Below are 17999 nucleotides of genomic sequence, written 5' to 3' on the forward strand. Positions count from 1 at the left end.
TCGTGCCAATCCCCAGTAATCGAAGAAGCCTGGCCGGTCAGGAACTGCCGAGCTGCCGGTCGATGACCTCGAACATCTCCTCGGCGGACGCCGAGTCGAAGTCGCCGCCGTTGTCGTTGTCGCCGTCGGCCGGGGCGTCCCGCAGCCGCCAAAGCAGCGCTTCGAGCCGTTCGACGACCTTCGTGATGTCCTCGCCATTCGCGGTCCGCTCGACCAACGCGTTCTCCAGCGCGGTCAGCTCGTCCGGTGCCGACTGGCGGATCCCCTCGTGCAGGTGTTCGGCGAGGGCCTGCGGTGTCGGGTAGTCGAAGACGACGCTTGCCGGCAGCCGCAGCCCGGTCGCCGCGGTGAGCCGGTTGCGCAGCTTCACGGCGGCCAGCGAGTCGAAGCCGAGTTCCTTGAACGCACGCCCCGGACGTACCCGGTCGCCGTCCGTCTCGCCGAGCACGATCGCGGCCTCGGTCCGCACGGACGCCAGCAGCAGACCGGCTTGTTCCGGCTCGCTCAACCCGTCCAGCAGGCGCGCCAGATCGCCCTCGGGCTCCTGGATGTCCTGGTGGGCCTCGGAAATCTCGGCCAGCAGGGTGCTCGGACGTACCGCGGTGAAACTCGGCACGAACCGTGACCAGTCCAATCCGGCCACGGCCAGGAACGTCTCGTCGTCTTCGACGGCGTGCAGCAGCGCGGTCGTCGCCTGCTGTGGGGACATTTCCAGGACCCCGCGTTGAGCCAGGTATTCGCTGAGGCCCTCCACCGCGGACGCCATGCCTTCACCCGCCCAGGCGCCCCAGGCGATGGACGTCGCTTTGAGCCCACGTGCCCGGCGCTGGTACGCCAGGGCGTCGAGGAACGCGTTGCCGGCCGCGTAGGCGCCGTTCCCGCCGCCGCCCCACACCGCCGCGGTGGAGGAGAACAGCACGAACGCGTCCAACTCGGTGTCGCCGAGCAACTCGTCGAGATGACTGGCGCCGGCCACTTTCCCGGCCGTGACACCGTCGAACGCATCCAGATCGGTGTCTACAATATGCGAAAGACGCTCCGCGACCCCGGCCGCGTGTACAACTGCTGTGAGCGTGCCCGGTACCTCGGCGAGGAGCCCGGCGACGGCCTCTCGGTCCGCCATGTCACACGCCACGACCGTGGCAGTGGTGCCGAGGCCGGTCAGTTCCCGCACCAGTTCGGCGGCGCCAGGCGCGTCCGGCCCACGACGGCTCGCCAGTAGCAGGTGCTCGGCTCCGGCCGTGGCGAGCCTTCGGGCGACCTGCGCGCCGACCCCGCCCGTGCCGCCGGTGACCAGGACTGTCCCGTGTGGACGCCACGGTTCACGTGTGGCTTCTCGGGGAGCACGGACCAGCCGCCGTACGTACACGCCGTTGTGCCGTACGGCGAGCTGGTCCTCATCGCCGGCACCCGCGAGGATGCCGGCGAGCGCGGTGGCGGCGGGCTTGGTGACCGTCGCGGGCAGGTCGACGAGCCCGCCCCACAGGTTGGGGTGTTCCAACGCGGCCACCCGGCCGAGGCCCCACAGCTCGGCCTGCGCGGGCGAGACGGCAGGGTCCCCGTGTCCGGTGACGACACCGCCTCGGGTGGCGCACCACAGCCGTCGACCGCCGCTGGAAGCCATGGTCCGCAACAGATCCAGGGTCGACGCGACCCCGGCAGGCACGGCCGGGTGGTCTGGGTGAGGGGTGTCGTCCAACGCCAGCAGGGACAGGATCCCGCCCGGCTCGTCAATGGCGGACAGGTCTCCGTTGTGGACAGTGAGGGTACGAACTGTCCCGCCATGTTCCGCGAGCGCGTCCGCGCACCCGGTCACCCACGGGTCGTCGGCGTGCGTCTCGGGCACGAGCAACCACCAAGTGCCCGACAATGCGGCAGGCGTGACTGGCATCTGACGCCACGCGACGCGGTATCGCAGATCGTCCGACCCGGCGTTGTCGCGGCGGTGCCGCCGCCACGCCAACAGGACCTCACTCAGCGACTGGCCAGCGAACTCGTCCAGGTCGCCGCGCTCCACCGCGGCCCACAGTCCGCCGTCCGGCTCCGGCGCGTCGAGCCAGTAACGGCTGCGCTGGAACGCATAGGTCGGCAAATCGGCAGGTCGGGCGGCCGGGAGGATCGCGGGCCAGTCGACGGTGATGCCGTGCGCGTGCGCGGTGGCCAGGGCGACGTGGACGGCCTGGGCCTCCGGTGTGGACGGGCTCAGGGTGGGCAACAGGACGGGCTCGGCGGGGGAGTCGGCGAGCCCGTCCGCTGCCAGAGCGGTCAAGACCGCGTCTGGTCCCAGTTCGAGATACGTGGTGACGCCCAGTGCGTCGAGTGTACGGATGGTGTCGTGGAACCGGACCGCGTCGAGGATATGCTGTATCCAGTATTCGGGTGTGGCGATCTCGGCCGACGCCACCCGGCCGGTGACGTTGGAGATGACCGGGATCGTCGGCTGACGGTAGGTCAACTCGGCCGCGGCGGTCCGGAAGGCTGCCAGCATGCCCGTCATGTGGGGTGAGTGGAAGGCGTGGCTGACCCGCAGGCGCCGGGTGCGGCGGCCCAGGCGCCGCCAGAGGTCGGCGACCTCCTCGGCGGCGTCGCTGTCACCGGAGACGACGGTCGCGGACGGCCCGTTCACGGCGGCGATCGCGAGGTCGGCCCGTCCGCCGAGAGTCGCTGAGATCTCTTCTTCCGAGGCCTCCACGGCAATCATGGCGCCGTGCGTGGGCAGCGCCGCCATCAGACATGCCCGCGTGGCCACCAGAGTGCAAGCGTCCTCAAGGGACAGTACGCCGGCGACGTGGGCGGCGGTGATCTCACCGACCGAGTGGCCGGCGACGTAGTCCGGTGTCACACCCCACGACTCGAAAAGGCGGTACAGCGCGACTTCGAGCGCGAAGAGCGCCGGCTGGGTGTACTGGGTCTGGTGCACCAGTTCACCCTCGAACATGACCGTGCGCAACGGCCGGTCCAGGTGTTGGTCGAGGCGGGCACAGACTTCGTCCAGCACCGCGGCGAAGACGTCGAACGTCTCGTACAGTTCGCGACCCATGCCCGAGTACTGGCTGCCCTGGCCGGTGAACAGCATCGCGATCGAGCCGGGTTCACGGACCGAGGCCCGCACGACGCCGGGCCCGTGGCCGGTGGTCGCGAGCGCGTCGAGCCCATTGAGCAACGCCTCACGACTACCCGCCACGACAGCGCCGCGATGGGCGTGATGGGCACGGCCCGTAGCCAGCGAGCGCGCGATGTCGGTGATAGTGAGCTCGCTGTGGTCGCGTACGTGGGCGGCCAGCTTCGCGGCCTGTGCCCGCAATGCGTTGCCGCTCTTGGCGGAGACGAGCCACGGCAGCGATCCGCCCGACACCTCGACCGGCTCCACCGCGTCGGCGGGGGCTTGTTCGAGGATGAGGTGGGCGTTGGTGCCGCTGATGCCGAACGACGAGACGGCGGCACGGCGGGGGTGTCCATTCTCGACCCACGGGACAGCTGAAGTGAGCAAGGCGACCCCGGTCCAGTCGACCTTCGGGGTGGGCTGGTCGACGTGCAGCGTTCGGGGAAGCTCGTTGTGCCGCAGGGCCTGGATCATTTTGATGACGCCGGCGACGCCGGCGGCGGCCTGGGTGTGGCCGATGTTGGACTTGACCGAGCCGAGCCACAGTGGACGGTCGGCAGGCCGGTTCTCGCCGTATGTGGCGATGAGCGCCTGGGCTTCGATGGGGTCGCCAAGAGTGGTGCCCGTGCCGTGCGCTTCCACCGCGTCCACATCGGACGGTGTGAGATCGCCGGCCCGTAGTGCCTGCTGGATGACCCGCTGCTGCGCGGGACCGTTCGGGGCGGTCAGCTGGCTGCTGGCGCCGTCGGAGTTCACGGCGGAGCCACGGATGACCGCGAGGACGGGGTGGCCGTTGGCCTGCGCGTCGGACAGTCGCTCCAACAGCAGCACCCCAGCACCTTCGGAGAAGCCCGTCCCGTCGGCGTCGGCGGCAAACGACCGGCAACGGCCGTCTGGCGACACCGCGCGCAACCGACTGAATTCGACGAACAAAGCCGGAGTGGCCATCACGGTCACGCCACCGGCCAACGCCATGGTGCATTCACCGGTACGAAGTGCTTGGCACGCTTGATGAACCGCGACCAACGAAGACGAGCAAGCGGTGTCGACGCTGACCGCCGGGCCTTCCAGGCCGAACGTATACGCGACTCGCCCGGACGCGACGCTGAACGCGCTCCCGGTGCCGATGGACCCCTCGAACTCCGCCGGCAGCTGGCCCAGCCGCGAACCGTAGTCATTATACATTATGCCGGTGAAGACCCCGGTTCGGCTACCGCGTACGGTCGCCGGGACGATGCCGGCCCGTTCGAAGGCCTCCCACGACAGTTCCAGCAGCAGCCGCTGCTGCGGGTCCACCGCGAGTGTGTCGTGTGGACTGATGCCGAAGAACTCGGCGTCGAACATGGCGGCGTCGTGGAGGAAACCGCCGACCCGGGTGGACGACCTGCCGGACTCGTCCGGGTCCGGGTGGTACAGCCCGGTGTCCCAGCCGCGGTCGCGGGGGAAGTCCGCCATGACGTCCCGGCCGTCCGCGACCACCGACCACAGGTCGTCCGGCGTGTCCACCCCGCCGGGGTAGCGGCAGGCCATGGCCACCACCGCGATCGGCTCGGTGGTCGCGGCCAGCTGCCGACGGGTCTGGTGCAGCTCGGCGGCAACGCGCTTGAGGTACTCGCGGAGCTTGTCCTCACTCATCGTGCGACCCCGATTCCTCTCCAGGCGTTGGGCTGACGCCCAGTTCGTTGTCGATGAAGTCGAAGACCTCTTGGTCGGTCGTCGAGCCGAGCAACGAGGTCACTTCGTTGTCGGTGGTCAGCCGTTGCAATACGGCCCGGAGCCGGTCGTCGATCGTGCGGCGGAGTTCGGGGCTGAGGCCGGCGAGGTCGAGCCGGTCGACCTCAGCGAGCAGCGGGTGCTGCGCCGGCTCGGCGGACAGCAACTTGGCCCGGAGGAACTCGGCGAGCAGCCCCGGCGCGGGGTAGTCGAACACGAGTGTCGTGGGCAGCCGCAGTCCGGTGGCGACAGTGAGCCGGTTGCGCAGCTCCACCGCGATCAACGAGTCGAAGCCCATGTCCAGGAAGCCACGGTCGACGTCCACCTGCTGCGGCGAGTTGTGCCCCAGTACGGCGGCGACCGAGGTTCGGACGTACTGCAGCATGGCCTTGCGCTGCTCCTCTTCGGTCAACCCGGCCATCAGCTCGACCGGGCCGGTCCGTGGCCCTGCGGCGGGCCGCCGCCTCGCCATCAGGCCACGCAACGGCGGCGCGACGTCACCGGAGTCCGCGAGTTGCCGGACGTCCAGCCGGGCGAAGACCGCGCCCGGTGCCTCGTCCGCCATGGCGGCGTCGAGCAGGCCCAACGCGTCCGCCACCGGCAACGGCTGGATGCCGTTGCGCCGCAGCCGCTGGTGGTCGGTGTTGGTCAGGTCGTCGGTCATCCCGGTGGCCGGCGCCCACAGGCCCCAGGCGAGCGAGGTGGCCGGCAGGCCGGACGCGCGCCGGTGGACGGCGAGGGCGTCCAGGAACGCGTTGGCGGCGGCGTAGTTGCCCTGACCAGGGTTGCCGAAGACACCGGCGGCGGACGAGAACAGCACGAACGCGTCCAGGTCCCGCGTCAGCTCGTGCAGGTGCCAGGCGGCGTCCACTTTGGGACGCAGGACGGTGTCGATCCGTTCCGGAGTCAAGCTGCCGATCACGGCGTCGTCGAGCACCGCCGCCGCGTGGACGACGACGCTGACCTGGTGTTCGGCGAGCAGGTGGGCGAGGGCGTCCCGGTCGGCGATATCGCACGCCCGGACCGTGACCTCAGCGCCGAGCGCGGTCAGTCGGTCGGTGAGGTCCGGTGCGTTGCCGCCACGGCTGACCAGCAGCAGCCGCTTGGCGCCGTGCTCGGTGACGAAGTGCTCCGCGACCAGGCCGCCCAGCGTGCCGGTACCGCCCGTGATCAGGACTGTCCCTTGAGGACGGATTGCCCGTGTGGGCTCCGGGGCGCGGCGGGCGAGCCGGGGGACCAGGACCGTGCCGTTCCGCAGCGCGATCTGAGGTTCGCCACCCGCCAAGGCGGCGGGCAACACGTCACGTGAAGCGTCCGTGTCGTCGGTGTCGACGAGCACGAGCCGACCTGGGTTCTCGGTCTGCGCCGAACGCACCAAACCCCACACCGCGGAAGCGCCCAGGTCGCTGATGCCGTCGACGGCGACCGCGCCGGATGTGAGTACGACCAGTGTCGTGTCGGCCAGCCGTTCGTTCGCCAGGAAGTCCTGGACCAGCTTGAGCACACGGTGAGTGATCGCGTGCGCTGCCGCGACCGGGTCAGTGCCGTCGGACACGACCGGTGCCACCACGAAGTCGGCGTGCACGTCATCGCTCAGGAAGGCGACCGATCCACGGGGGCTCGGGGTGTCGACCGGTGTCCATTCGAGCCGGAACGCCGCCCCGCCCGTGGTCTGGCCGAGCTGGCTGGGGCTGATCGGACGCACCGCGAGCGAGTCGATCGCGGCCACCGGCGCACCGGACGCGTCGAACAACCGCACGGTCGGGTCGCCGGTCGCACTGGTCGACAGGTGCACCCGCAGCCGGGTCTCGCCGCGCGACCAGAGCGACACGCCGTTCCACGAGAACGGCACCGGCAGGCCGTCGTCCAGCACACCTGGGCGCAGCAGGACGGTGTGTATGGCCGCGTCCAACAACGCCGGATGCATGCCGAAACCGGGGTTCTGTGCGTCCTCGGGCAGTTCGACTTCGGCGTAGACGTCGTCACCGTGAGTCCAGGCGGCACGGAGTCCCTGGAACGCGGGTCCGTAGCCGAATCCGGCGTTGGCAAGCCTGTCGTACAAGGCAACGGTGTCGACCTTCTCGGCGCCTCGCGGCGGCCACTGCTCCGCAGTGCTGGCAGGCGCCGGCATGTCACGAGCGAGAGTGCCTCGGGCGTGCCGCGTCCACGTGCCGTCGTTGACACGGGAACGGATGGTGACCGTGGATCGCCCGTTGTCGTCGGGCCCGGTGACGACCTGCAGGTCGACCGGCTCACTGCCGAGCACCAGCGGCGCCTCCAGGGAAAGCTCCACGATCCGGCCGCCGGCGTGCAGCGCGAGCTCGGCGAACGCGGTGCCGGGCAGCAGGACGGTGTCCCACACGGCGTGGTCCGCGAGCCACGGATGTGTCTCGGTGGAGAGCCGGCCGCTGAACAACTCGCCACCGTCCGGCAGCTGCGTCACGGCACCGAGCATCGGGTGGCCGGTCAGGTCCTGGCCGGCGGCCATGTCGACCGCTTCGACCGCGTCCGCCCAGTACGACCGGTGTTGAAAGGCGTACGTCGGCAGGTCGACCCGGCGGGCGCCGGAGTCCGCGAACACCTGGCCCCAGTCCACGTCGGCGTGGGACACGTGCGCCTCGGCGAGCGCGGAGAGCATGCGGCCGCCCTCACCCCGGCGGAGCGTGCCCATCGCGGAGACGACCACACCCGCGTCCTCAGCGGTCTCCTGCACGGCCATGGTGAGCACTGGATGCGGGCTGACCTCGATCAGCAGGTCGTGGCCGGCCCGCAGCAAGGACTGGGTGGCGTCGGCGAACCGGACCGTGCCGCGCAGGTTGCGGTACCAGTAGGCCGCGTCGACTTCGGCGACACTCAGGTCCCCGGTGACCGCCGAGTAGAACGGGATCGCCGGCTCCTGCGGGACGATCCCGGCGAGTGCCGTCCGGACGTCGTCCTCAATGGCTTCGACAGCCGGCGAATGGGAGGCGTAGTCGACGGCGACCAGCCGCGCCCGGACGCCGTTGGCCTGGCAGTGCTCGACGAATTCGACCAGGGGGCCGTGCGGCCCGGCGACGACCGTGGACGTCGGGCTGTTGATGCTGGCGATGACAATTCGAGGGTCACGTCCGTCGAGCAGCTCGGTGACGTCGTTCGCGGGCAGCGGAATCGACGCCATGCCGCCCTCGCCGCGAAGCTTCACGATCGCCTTGCTGCGCAGTGCAACCACGCGCGCCGCGTCCTCCAGGGACAGCGCACCGGAGACGTAAGCCGCTGCGATCTCGCCCTGGGAGTGCCCGGCGACAGCGTCCGGGAGGACGCCGTAGTGCTCCCACAACCGCGCCAGCGAAACCATCACCGCGAACAATGCCGGCTGCACCACGTCGACCCGATCCAGCGATCCTTCACCGCCGCGCAGGACGTCGAGCAACGACCAGTCGGTGTGCGGCGCGAGCGCGTCCGCGCAGCGACGCAGTTCCGCGGCGAACACCGGCGAGGACTCCAGCAGTTCCGCCGCCATCCCGACCCACTGCGCGCCCTGCCCTGGGAAGACGAACGCGATCTTGCCCCGGCGGGTGCCTTCCGGGCTGAGCAGCACGTTGGCGGCCTGCCTGCCGTGCGCCAGGTCGTCCAGATCCCGAAGAGCCTGCTCGCGGTCGGCGACCAGGACCGCCGCCGTGTGATTGTGTCGGTCGCGGGCGGTGGCCAGGGTGAAGCCGACGTCGACCGGGTCCAGCTCGGGTTCGGCGCGTAGCACGTCCCGCAGTCGCGCCGCTTGGGCCGGCAACGCCTGCGCGCTACGAGCCGAGACGAGCCACGGAACCGTTGTCCCAGTGAACTTGCGCGCGGGCTCGGGCTCGCTCGTGGCCGGGGCTTGTTCGAGGATGAGGTGGGCGTTGGTGCCGCTGATGCCGAACGACGACACCGCGGCCCGGCGCGGATGTCCGTTCTCCTGCCACGGAACCGGTTCGGTGAGCAGCGAGACGCCCGAACCGGCCCAGTCGATGTGCGGGGTGGGTTCGTTGACGTGCAGGGTGCGGGGGAGTTCGTTGTGCCGCAGGGCCTGGATCATCTTGATGACGCTGGCGGCGCCGGCGGCGGCCTGGGTGTGGCCGATGTTGGACTTGACCGAGCCGAGCCACAGTGGACGGTCGGCGGGCCGATTCTTGCCGTATGTCGCGATCAGGGCTTGGGCCTCGATCGGGTCGCCGAGGACGGTGCCGGTGCCGTGCGCGTCGACGACGTCGACGTCAGCGGGGGTGAGTCCGGCGGCGGTCAGCGTCTGGTGGATGAGACGTTCCTGGGCCTGGCCGTTCGGCGCGGTGAGGCCGTTGCTGGCGCCGTCCGAGTTCACGGCTGTGCTCCGGATGACCGCGAGGACCGGATGCCCGTTGGCCTGCGCGTCGGAAAGCCGTTCCAGCAGAAGCATTCCGGCGCCTTCACCCCACGCCGTGCCGTCGGCGGCTTCGGCGAACGGCTTGCACCGGCCGTCCGGAGCCAGCCCGCGCTGACGGCTGAACTGGACGAACTGGACCGGCGTGGCCATCACGGTGACGCCACCGGCCAGCGCGAGGTCACACTCACCCGACCGCAGTGACTGCACCGCCAAGTGGGCCGCGACCAGCGAAGACGAACACGCGGTGTCCACAGTGATCGCCGGTCCCTCGAAACCGAACGTGTACGCGGCACGCCCGGACGCGACGCTGTACGCGCTGCCCACCGGCAGGTGGCCCTCGATGTCCTCGGGCGCGCCCCGCACCAACCGGGCGCCGTAGTCGCCGAGCATCACCCCGGAGAACACGCCGGTGTTGGTGCCGCGCAACGAGTCCGCGGTGATCCCGGCCTGTTCGACGGTCTCCCAGATGATCTCCAGCAGCAGCCGCTGCTGGGGGTCCATCGCGGTCGCCTCACGCGGGCTGATGCCGAAGAACTCGGCGTCGAACATGGCGGCGTCGACCAGGAAACCGCCGTGGCGGACGTAGCTGCGGCCGGCGGCAGCGGGGTCCGGGTCGTACAGCTCCTCAAGGTCCCAGCCGCGGTCGGTGGGGAAGCCGGTGATCGCGTCGCGCCCTTCGGCGACGAGGTCCCACAGGTCGCTCGCGGACGTCACGCCGCCGGGGAACCGGCAGCCCATCGCCACGATCGCGATCGGCTCGGCGGAATCGACGACCTTGGCCGGCGTGAGCGTCCTTTCCTTGGCGGACAGGGCTTCGGTCGCCAGCGCATGCAGGTGGCCGGCGAGCGCGGCCGGCGTCGGGTGGTCGAACACCAGGGTCGGCGGCAGGTTCAGGCCGAGCTGCTTGTTGAGGGCGTTCCGCAGCTGCACGCCGGTGAGGGAGTCGAAGCCGAGCTTCTTGAAGTCGAGATCCGGTTCGAGGCCGGCGGCCGTGGTGTGCCCGAGGACCGCGGCGACGTTCGTCAGCACCAGGTCGAGCGTTTCGCGAGCCGACCGCGCAGTCGGAGCGGTGCGTTTGACCGCCACCGGTGCTTTGGCTTTCGGGACGGTGTCGATGCGGGCGGGCACCACGGAGTCGCCCGCGTACGTGACGTCGAACAGCGACAACGCGTCCGCCTGCGGCAACGGCCTCAGGCCGGCGGCTGCCAGCCGGGACAGTTCGGCCTCGCCGAGCTTCCCGGTGATGCCGGTGGCGCCTTCCCACAAGCCCCACGCGAGCGAGGTCGCGCGGTGCTGGGCGGCAAGCGCGTCCAGGAAGGCGTTGGCGGCCGCGTAGTTGCCTTGGCCGGCCGTGCCGAGGGTGCCGGCGATCGACGAGAACAGGACGAAGGCATGCAGGTCAAGGTGTTTGGTGAGGTCGTACAGGTGCCAGGCGGCGTCGACCTTCGGCCGTAGCACTGCGTCGAGCCGCTCGGGGGTCAGGGCCGTGATCGGGGCGTCGTCGGTGACACCGGCCGTGTGGATGACGGCCGTGAGGGGATGTTCTGCGGGCACGGCCGTGAGCACACGCAGCAGTTGACGGCGTTCGGCGGCGTCTCCGGCGACGATCGTGACGGTGGCGCCCGCCTCGGTGAGTTCGTCGCGCAACGCGTCCGCGCCGGGTGCGTCGGGACCGCGGCGGCTCAGCAGGAGCAGGTGACGGACGCCGTGTGTGGCCACGAGATGCCGGGCCAGCAGCGCGCCGAGCCCGCCGGTGCCGCCGGTGATGAGCACGGTTCCGTCCGGATCGAAGGGCTCTGGCGCGGTGGCGGTGGTTCGGGTCAGCTGTGGCACGAACACCTCGCCGGCCCGGATCGACAGCTGGTCGGCGCCTGTGTTGACGGCAGCCTGCAACAACTCCTGAGACGGCTCGTCGACGTCGACGAGCACGAAACGCCCTGGGTGCTCGTTCTGCGCGGACCGCACGAGACCCCACACAGCCGCCGCCTCGACGGCGCGTGAGGTGACGATGGCGAGGTGGGCGGGGGAGTCCGTCTCGATGAAGTCCTGCAGGACGGCCAGCACGTCGTGGGTGAGCTGGTGGGCGCGCGCCGCTGGATTGCCTCCGGCGCTTTCGGTGTGTATCGAGAACACGACCTCAGGCGCGTCCGGCAGCGGAGTGAGCTCAAACGGTACCCATTCGAGGCGGTACAGGTCGTTCTGCTCAGCGAATCGGGCGCTGCGAAGGGTCAGGCTCTCCACTGACAGGACAGGCGTCCCGTCGGGATCGGTCGCGACGAGACTGACCGAGTCCGAAGCACGCGACAGGCGTACTCGCAAGATGGTGGCGTTTCTTGCATACAAGGCGACGCCTCGCCACGCGAATGGTAGCCGGAGGCCTTCGCCCGTGAGGGGGAGCAGGTGCAGGGCGGCGTCGAACAACGCGGGGTGGATGCCGAACCCGTCCGGCGACTGCTGGAGCTGGACTTCTGCATACAGCTCATCGCCGTCTTCCCAGGCCGCGGTGAGGCACTGGAACGCGGGGCCGTACTGAAAGCCGAGGTCATACAGTCGACTGTATGCGTTATTGAGATTCAGCGCCGAGGCCCCGACCGGCGGCCATACAGTATTCACATCCAGCGTCGGCGTGTCCGGCAGGATGGTGCCTGAGGCATGCTGGGTCCAGGTGTCGGCCGTTTCCGGACGGCTGCGGACGATGAACGAGGTCCGGCCGGCAGCGTCCGGCGGCTCGGCGACGACCTGTAGTTGCACCGCTGTCTGCAGGAAAAGGGGAGCCTCCAGCGTCAGATCGTCGAGGTATCCGCCGAGGTGGAGTGCGAGGTCGGCGAACGCCGTGCCGGGCAGCAGGGCGGTACCGGCGACGACGTGGTCGCGCAGCCAGGCGTGGTCGTCGAACGACAGCCGCCCGGTCAGCAGGCGGGTGCCGTCGGGCAGGTCGACCGCGGCGGGCACCAACGGGTGGCCGGTCGAGTCGAGACCGGCGGTCCCGTTCGGCGCGGTCGGGTGCAGCCAGTACGGCGCACGCTGGAACGGGTATGTCGGCAGCGCGGGCACCCGTGCCTTGCGGTACGGCGCGAAGAACGCCTGCCAGTCGACCGGCACGCCGTGACCGTGCGCCTGGGCGAGGGCATCGACCAGGGACAGCGGTTCGAAGCGGTTGCGGCGTACCGCGGCGATCAGCACGGCGTCAGACAGCGTCTCACCGGCCATTGTGGACAGTGCACTGCCGGGGCCGAGCTCGATGTACGCGGTCGTGCCGCGTGCGGCGAGGGTACGGATCCCGTCGGCGAAGCGCACCGCGTGCCGGATGTGGTCGGCCCAGTATTCGGGTGAACAGAGCTGGTCGGCCAGGGCTCCGGTGACGTTGGAGATGACGGGGAGCTGCGGCGGCCGGAACGTCAGACCCCGTGCGACGTCCAGGAAATCGGCCAGGATCGCGTCGGTGTGCGGCGAGTGGAAGGCGTGCGCGACGTCGAGCCGCTTCGTCTCGTGGCCTCGCGTTCGCCAGTGCTCGGCGACCTGCTCGGCGGCGTCGGGGTCACCGGAGATGACGGTGTTCGCCGGGCCGTTGATGGCCGCGATGGCCAGCCGGTCCTCGAACCGCACTACGGACTCGCGGACGTCCTCCGCTGAGGCCTTGATGGCGATCATCACGCCGTCGGACGGCAACGACGCCATCAGCCGCGCCCGAGCGGACACCAACGTGCACGCGTCCTCAAGGGACAGCACTCCGGCGACGTGCGCGGCGGACAGTTCCCCGATCGAGTGACCTGCCAAGTGGGTGGGCGTGACACCCCAGGCGGTCAGCAACCGGTATGTGGCGACCTGGAACGCGAACAGTGCGGGCTGCGTGTAGCGCGTGTCGTTCAGGAGCGTGCCATCGAACATGACGTCACGCAGCGGCTCATCGAACTGGGCACAGATCTCGTCGAGCGCCTGCGCGAACACGGGGAACGCGGCGTACAGCTCACGGCCCATGCCGGCGTGCTGGCTGCCCTGACCGGGGAACAGGAACGCGATCCGCGGCTGCTCCTCGGCGACGCTCTCAGCCAGTCCGAACGCGGTCTCGGAGCCGTCGAGCGCGGTCAGGGCGGCGACGAGTTCCGCGCGATCGACACCGGTCACGGCCACGCGGTGCTCGTGATGTGCTCGGGTCGTGGCGAGGGCGTACGCGAGGTCGGTCGCACTGGCGTCTTCAGCGAATGCCGCCATTTCATGGACTTGGGCTCGCAGCGCCTCGGGGCTCCGTGCGGACAGCAGCCACGGAACCGCCGCGGGCTCGGTGCCGTCCTTGGGAGCTGGGGCGGTCGGGGCTTGTTCGAGGATGAGGTGGGCGTTGGTGCCGCTGATGCCGAACGACGAGACAGCGGCGCGACGAGGACGGCCGCTCTCGGGCCACGCGGTCGGCTGGGCGAGCAGCGCGACGCCGGTCCAGTCGACGTACGGGGTGGGCTGGTCGATGTGCAGGGTGTGCGGGAGATGGGCGTGCTGGATGGCGTGGACCATCTTGATGATGCCCGCGACCCCGGCGGCGGCCTGCGTGTGGCCGATGTTGGACTTGATCGAGCCGAGCCACAGTGGACGGTCCGACGGCCGGTTCTGGCCGTACGTGGCGATGAGTGCCTGGGCTTCGATGGGGTCGCCGAGAGTGGTGCCGGTGCCGTGGGCTTCGACCACGTCCACATCGGACGGTGCCAGTCGCGCGGCGGCGAGGGTCTGGTGGATGAGCCGTTCCTGGGCTTGGCCGTTGGGGGCGGTGAGGCCGTTGCTGGCGCCGTCGGAGTTGACGGCCGTGCCCCGGATGACGGCGAGAATGGGGTGGCCGTTGGCCTGGGCGTCGGAAACCCGCTCCAGCAGGAGCATTCCGGCGCCTTCGGCCCAGACCGTGCCGTCGGCGGCCTCGGCGAACGGCCTGCACCGGCCGTTGGGCGACAACGCCCGCTGCCGACTGAACTCCACGAACGTCGACGGTGTGGCCATCACGGTCACGCCACCAGCCAACGCCATCGTGCATTCACCGGCGCGAAGTGCTTGGCACGCCTGGTGAATCGCGACCAACGAGGACGAGCAGGCGGTGTCGACGCTGACCGCCGGGCCTTCCAGGCCGAACGTGTACGCGACCCGCCCGGACGCGACGCTGTGGAAGCCGCCGATGCCGAGATACCCTTCGGCCTCCTGCGGCGGCCGGTGGGCGAGCCGTCCGGTGTAGTCGTCGTACATGATCCCGGTGAACACACCGGTTCGGCTGCCCCGCAACGAGTCCGGGCTGATGCCGGCCCGTTCCAGCGCCTCCCAGGACGTTTCCAGCAGGAGCCGGTGCTGCGGGTCCGTCGCGAAGGCTTCTCGTGGGTTGATGCCGAAGAAGGCGGGGTCGAAGTGGTGCGCGTCGTGCAGGAACCCGCCCTGTCGCACGTAGCTCGTGCCTGGGTGATCCGGGTCGGGGTCGTACAGGTCGCCCAGCGGCCAGCCGCGGTCGGTGGGGAAGTCCGTGATCGCGTCCCGGCCTTCGGTGACCAGTGCCCACAGCCCCTCCGGCGAGGATACCCCGCCGGGGTACCGGCAGGCCATGCCGACGATCGCGATCGCACCACCGTCCACTGTGGCCTGAATCTCCGGCGCTGACGGCTGCTCCTCGGCCAGCGCGGCGCGGATGAACTCGATCAGGGCGGACGGCGTGGGGTGGTTGAACAACACGGTCGCGGGCAGCCGCAGGCCGAGCGCGTCCGCGAGTTTCGTGCGCAGTTCGACGGCGAGCGCCGAGTCGAACCCGAGTTCCTTGAACGTCCGGCGGACGGATACTGTATCCGCCTCAGAGTGCCCCAACGTGACCGCGACCTTGGCGCGGACCAGCTCGGTCAGCGCGAATTCGGCCTCGGCCGTGGGCATCGCCGCCAACCGGGCGGCCAACGTCACCGGGGCCTCGACGACCTCCTCCGGCTCGTTCACGACCGCGACCGGCTGCGGTATACCGTCTACACGCGGCCGTGGCCAGTACCGGCGGCGCTGGAAGGCGTAGGTCGGCAGCGCGACCCGGCGGGCGTCGGCGGGGAAGGACCAGTCGACGTCCGTGCCCCGGACGTGGACCCGGGCGAGCGCGGTCAGCAGGGTCGGCCAGGCGTCCTCGTCCCGCCGCAGCGACCCCACGACCAGCGGCGTGGCGTTGACCTCCTCGGCCGTCTCCTGGATCGCCGAAGCCAGCAGCGGGTGTGGGCTGACCTCGACGAACGTCTGGGTGTCCCCGGCCAGGGCACGGATCGCCGGGGCGAAACTCACCGGCTCCCGCATGTTGCGGTACCAGTACGCGGCATCGAGCCCGGCCGTGTCGAACAACCCGCCGGTGACCGTCGAATAGAACGGGATGGTCCCAGTCCGCGGCGCGACCGGGGCGAGCACGTCCAGGAGGTGCTCGTGGAACACATCGACCTGGGCAGAGTGCCCGGCGGTGTCGATCCCACGGATCACTTTGGCCCGGACGCCCTCGTCCACGAGTTCCTGGACGAACTCGGCCAGCGCGGTCGGGTCGCCGGCGACGGCGGTGCTGTGCGGGCTGTTGACGGCGGCGATCGACAGCGCGTCGCCCCAGCGTTCCAGCCGTGGCCGCACCAGGTCGGCGCCCGCCGGCACCGCCGCCATCCCGCCGCGGCCAGCCAGTCGAAGCCACGCCTGGCTGCGGGTGGCGACGATCCGGGCGCCGTCGTCGAGCGTGAGCCCGCCCGCGACGACCGCGGCCGCGATCTCACCCTGGGAGTGGCCGACAACCGCGTCCGGGACCACCCCGAACGACGCCCAGACTCGGCTGAGCGACACCATCATCGTGAACAGCACGGGCTGGACGACGTCCACCCGGTCGAGCGAAGGAGCACCCGGCACCCGGTCCAGGACGTCGAGCACGGACCAGTCGAGGTACGGGACCAACGCCGCGGCGCATTCCTGCACGGCCGCGCGGAATACTGTGGACACAGTCGACAGTCCGGCGGCCATGTCCATCCACTGCGACCCCTGGCCAGGAAACACGAAGACCGTTCCGCCGTCACCGGGCGCGCCCTGCACGAGACCAGGCGCGTCCGTGCCGCGAGCCAACGCGTCCAGGGCGGCGAGCGCGTTCTCCCGGTTGTCGGTCAGGACGACCGCACGGTGTTGGAAGGCCGAGCGCGTGTTCGTGAGCGACCAGCCGACGTCGGCCAACGCCAGGTCGTTCTGCTCGATGTGCGTGCGTAACCGGTCCGCCTGCGTCCGCAACGCACCCTCGTCCTGCCCGGACAGCACCAACGGAACTACCGAGTTGTCATTCGACGCGGGCAAATCGACCGAGGCTGTGTCTTCGAGAATCACGTGGCAGTTGGTCCCACCCATACCGAACGAGCTGACCCCGGCCAGCAGCGCCGCGTCCGGGTTCGGCCACGGGGTGAGCGCGGTCTGCACCCGCATGTTCAACGCGGTCAGGTCGATCTTCGGGTTCGGGTGGTCGAAGTGCAGGCTCGGCGGCAGCTGCCGGTGCCGGATGCTCAGCGCCACCTTCAGCAGGCCGACCATGCCGGACGCACCTTCGAGGTGACCGACGTTGGTCTTGGCCGAGCCCACCGGCAGCGGGCTGCCGACCGGCCGTGCGATGCCGAGCGCGGCGCCCAGGCCGGACGCCTCGATCGGGTCGCCTACTGGCGTCCCGGTGCCGTGCAATTCGACATACTGGATCCCGGCCGGGTCCACACCGGCGCGCGTGTATGCATCACGGATGACATCCGCCTGAGCCTGCGCGCTGGGGACGGTCAGGCCAGCGGTCGCGCCGTCGTTGTTGACCGCGCTCCCACGGATCACGCAGTACACGGTGTCGCCGTCGGCGATCGCCCGCGACAATGGCTTCAGGACAACGAAAGCGCCGCCTTCACCACGGACGTACCCGTTCGCCCGGACGTCCCAGGTGTAGCAGCGGCCGTCGGGGGACAGGCCGCCGAAACCGTCCGCGCGAGCTGTGCTCTCCGGACCGAAGATCAGGTTGACCCCGCCGGCCAACGCCAAGTCGGACTCGCCCCGGCGCAGGCTCTCGCAGGCCAGGTGCACGGCGACCAGCGAGGACGCCTGCGCGGCGTCGACGGTCAGGCTCGGCCCGCGTAGCCCTAATGTATACGATATCCGGTTCGCGATGATGCCGCGGGTGGTCCCGGCCAGCGAGTGCGCGGTGTACGCGTCGCGGCTGCGGGCCAGCACCCCGGCGTAGTCGTCCGCGATCGCGCCGACGAACACCCCGGTCCGGCTGTCCGCGACGTTCGCCGGGACGATCGCCGCGTCCTCCAGGGCCTCCCAGCCGAGCTCCAGCATCAACCGCTGCTGCGGATCCATCTGGACGGCCTCGCGCGGGGAGATACCGAAGAAACCCGCGTCGAACCCGTCAACCCGGTCCAGCATGCCGCCGCGCCTGTTGCCGGCCGTGACCCGCCCGGCCGGGTCCTCGTCGGCCCACCGGTCGCCGAGGGTCTCGGTGACCGCGTCGACGCCATCCGCGAGCAGGCGCCAGAACGCGACGGGGTCGGCCGCCAGCGGCAGCCGGCAGGACATGCCGGTGATCGCGATCGCGTCGCCGGCGGTCGGTAGGTCGGAACGGTCACGGTTGGCGGGCTCAGTGGGCATCGTCGGTTCGCGGCCTTCCCTGGCTCAGCTGACATGGGTCACTCGGGGCGGACACTTCGAACAGCCTCGCTGTCCCGGCTAACGATGATCTTGACCGCGTCTAAATTCGCCGGCGTCCCATTTCCACGCGCATTTCCCTGCCCCGCGGGCGACATTTTTCGACAGATTCCCGGCACTGTCCGC

1 protein-coding gene and 1 pseudogene are annotated in these 17999 nt (G+C 70.3%); both read right to left on the bottom strand.

Features of this window, described 5'->3' with window-relative positions; all coding sequences use genetic code 11:
• Positions 1-37: 37 nt before the first annotated feature.
• A pseudogene (locus tag EV192_RS16295) lies at positions 38-4702 on the bottom strand (type I polyketide synthase); the annotation flags it as partial.
• Between the two features lie 28 nt (positions 4703-4730).
• A complete protein-coding gene (locus EV192_RS16300) occupies positions 4731-17816 on the bottom strand; it encodes a type I polyketide synthase (protein ID WP_132116052.1) in 13086 nt (4361 codons plus the stop codon).
• Positions 17817-17999: the final 183 nt, after the last annotated feature.

The sequence above is a fragment of the Actinocrispum wychmicini genome, assembly GCF_004345645.1.
In the GTDB taxonomy this organism is placed as follows: domain Bacteria; phylum Actinomycetota; class Actinomycetes; order Mycobacteriales; family Pseudonocardiaceae; genus Kibdelosporangium; species Kibdelosporangium wychmicini.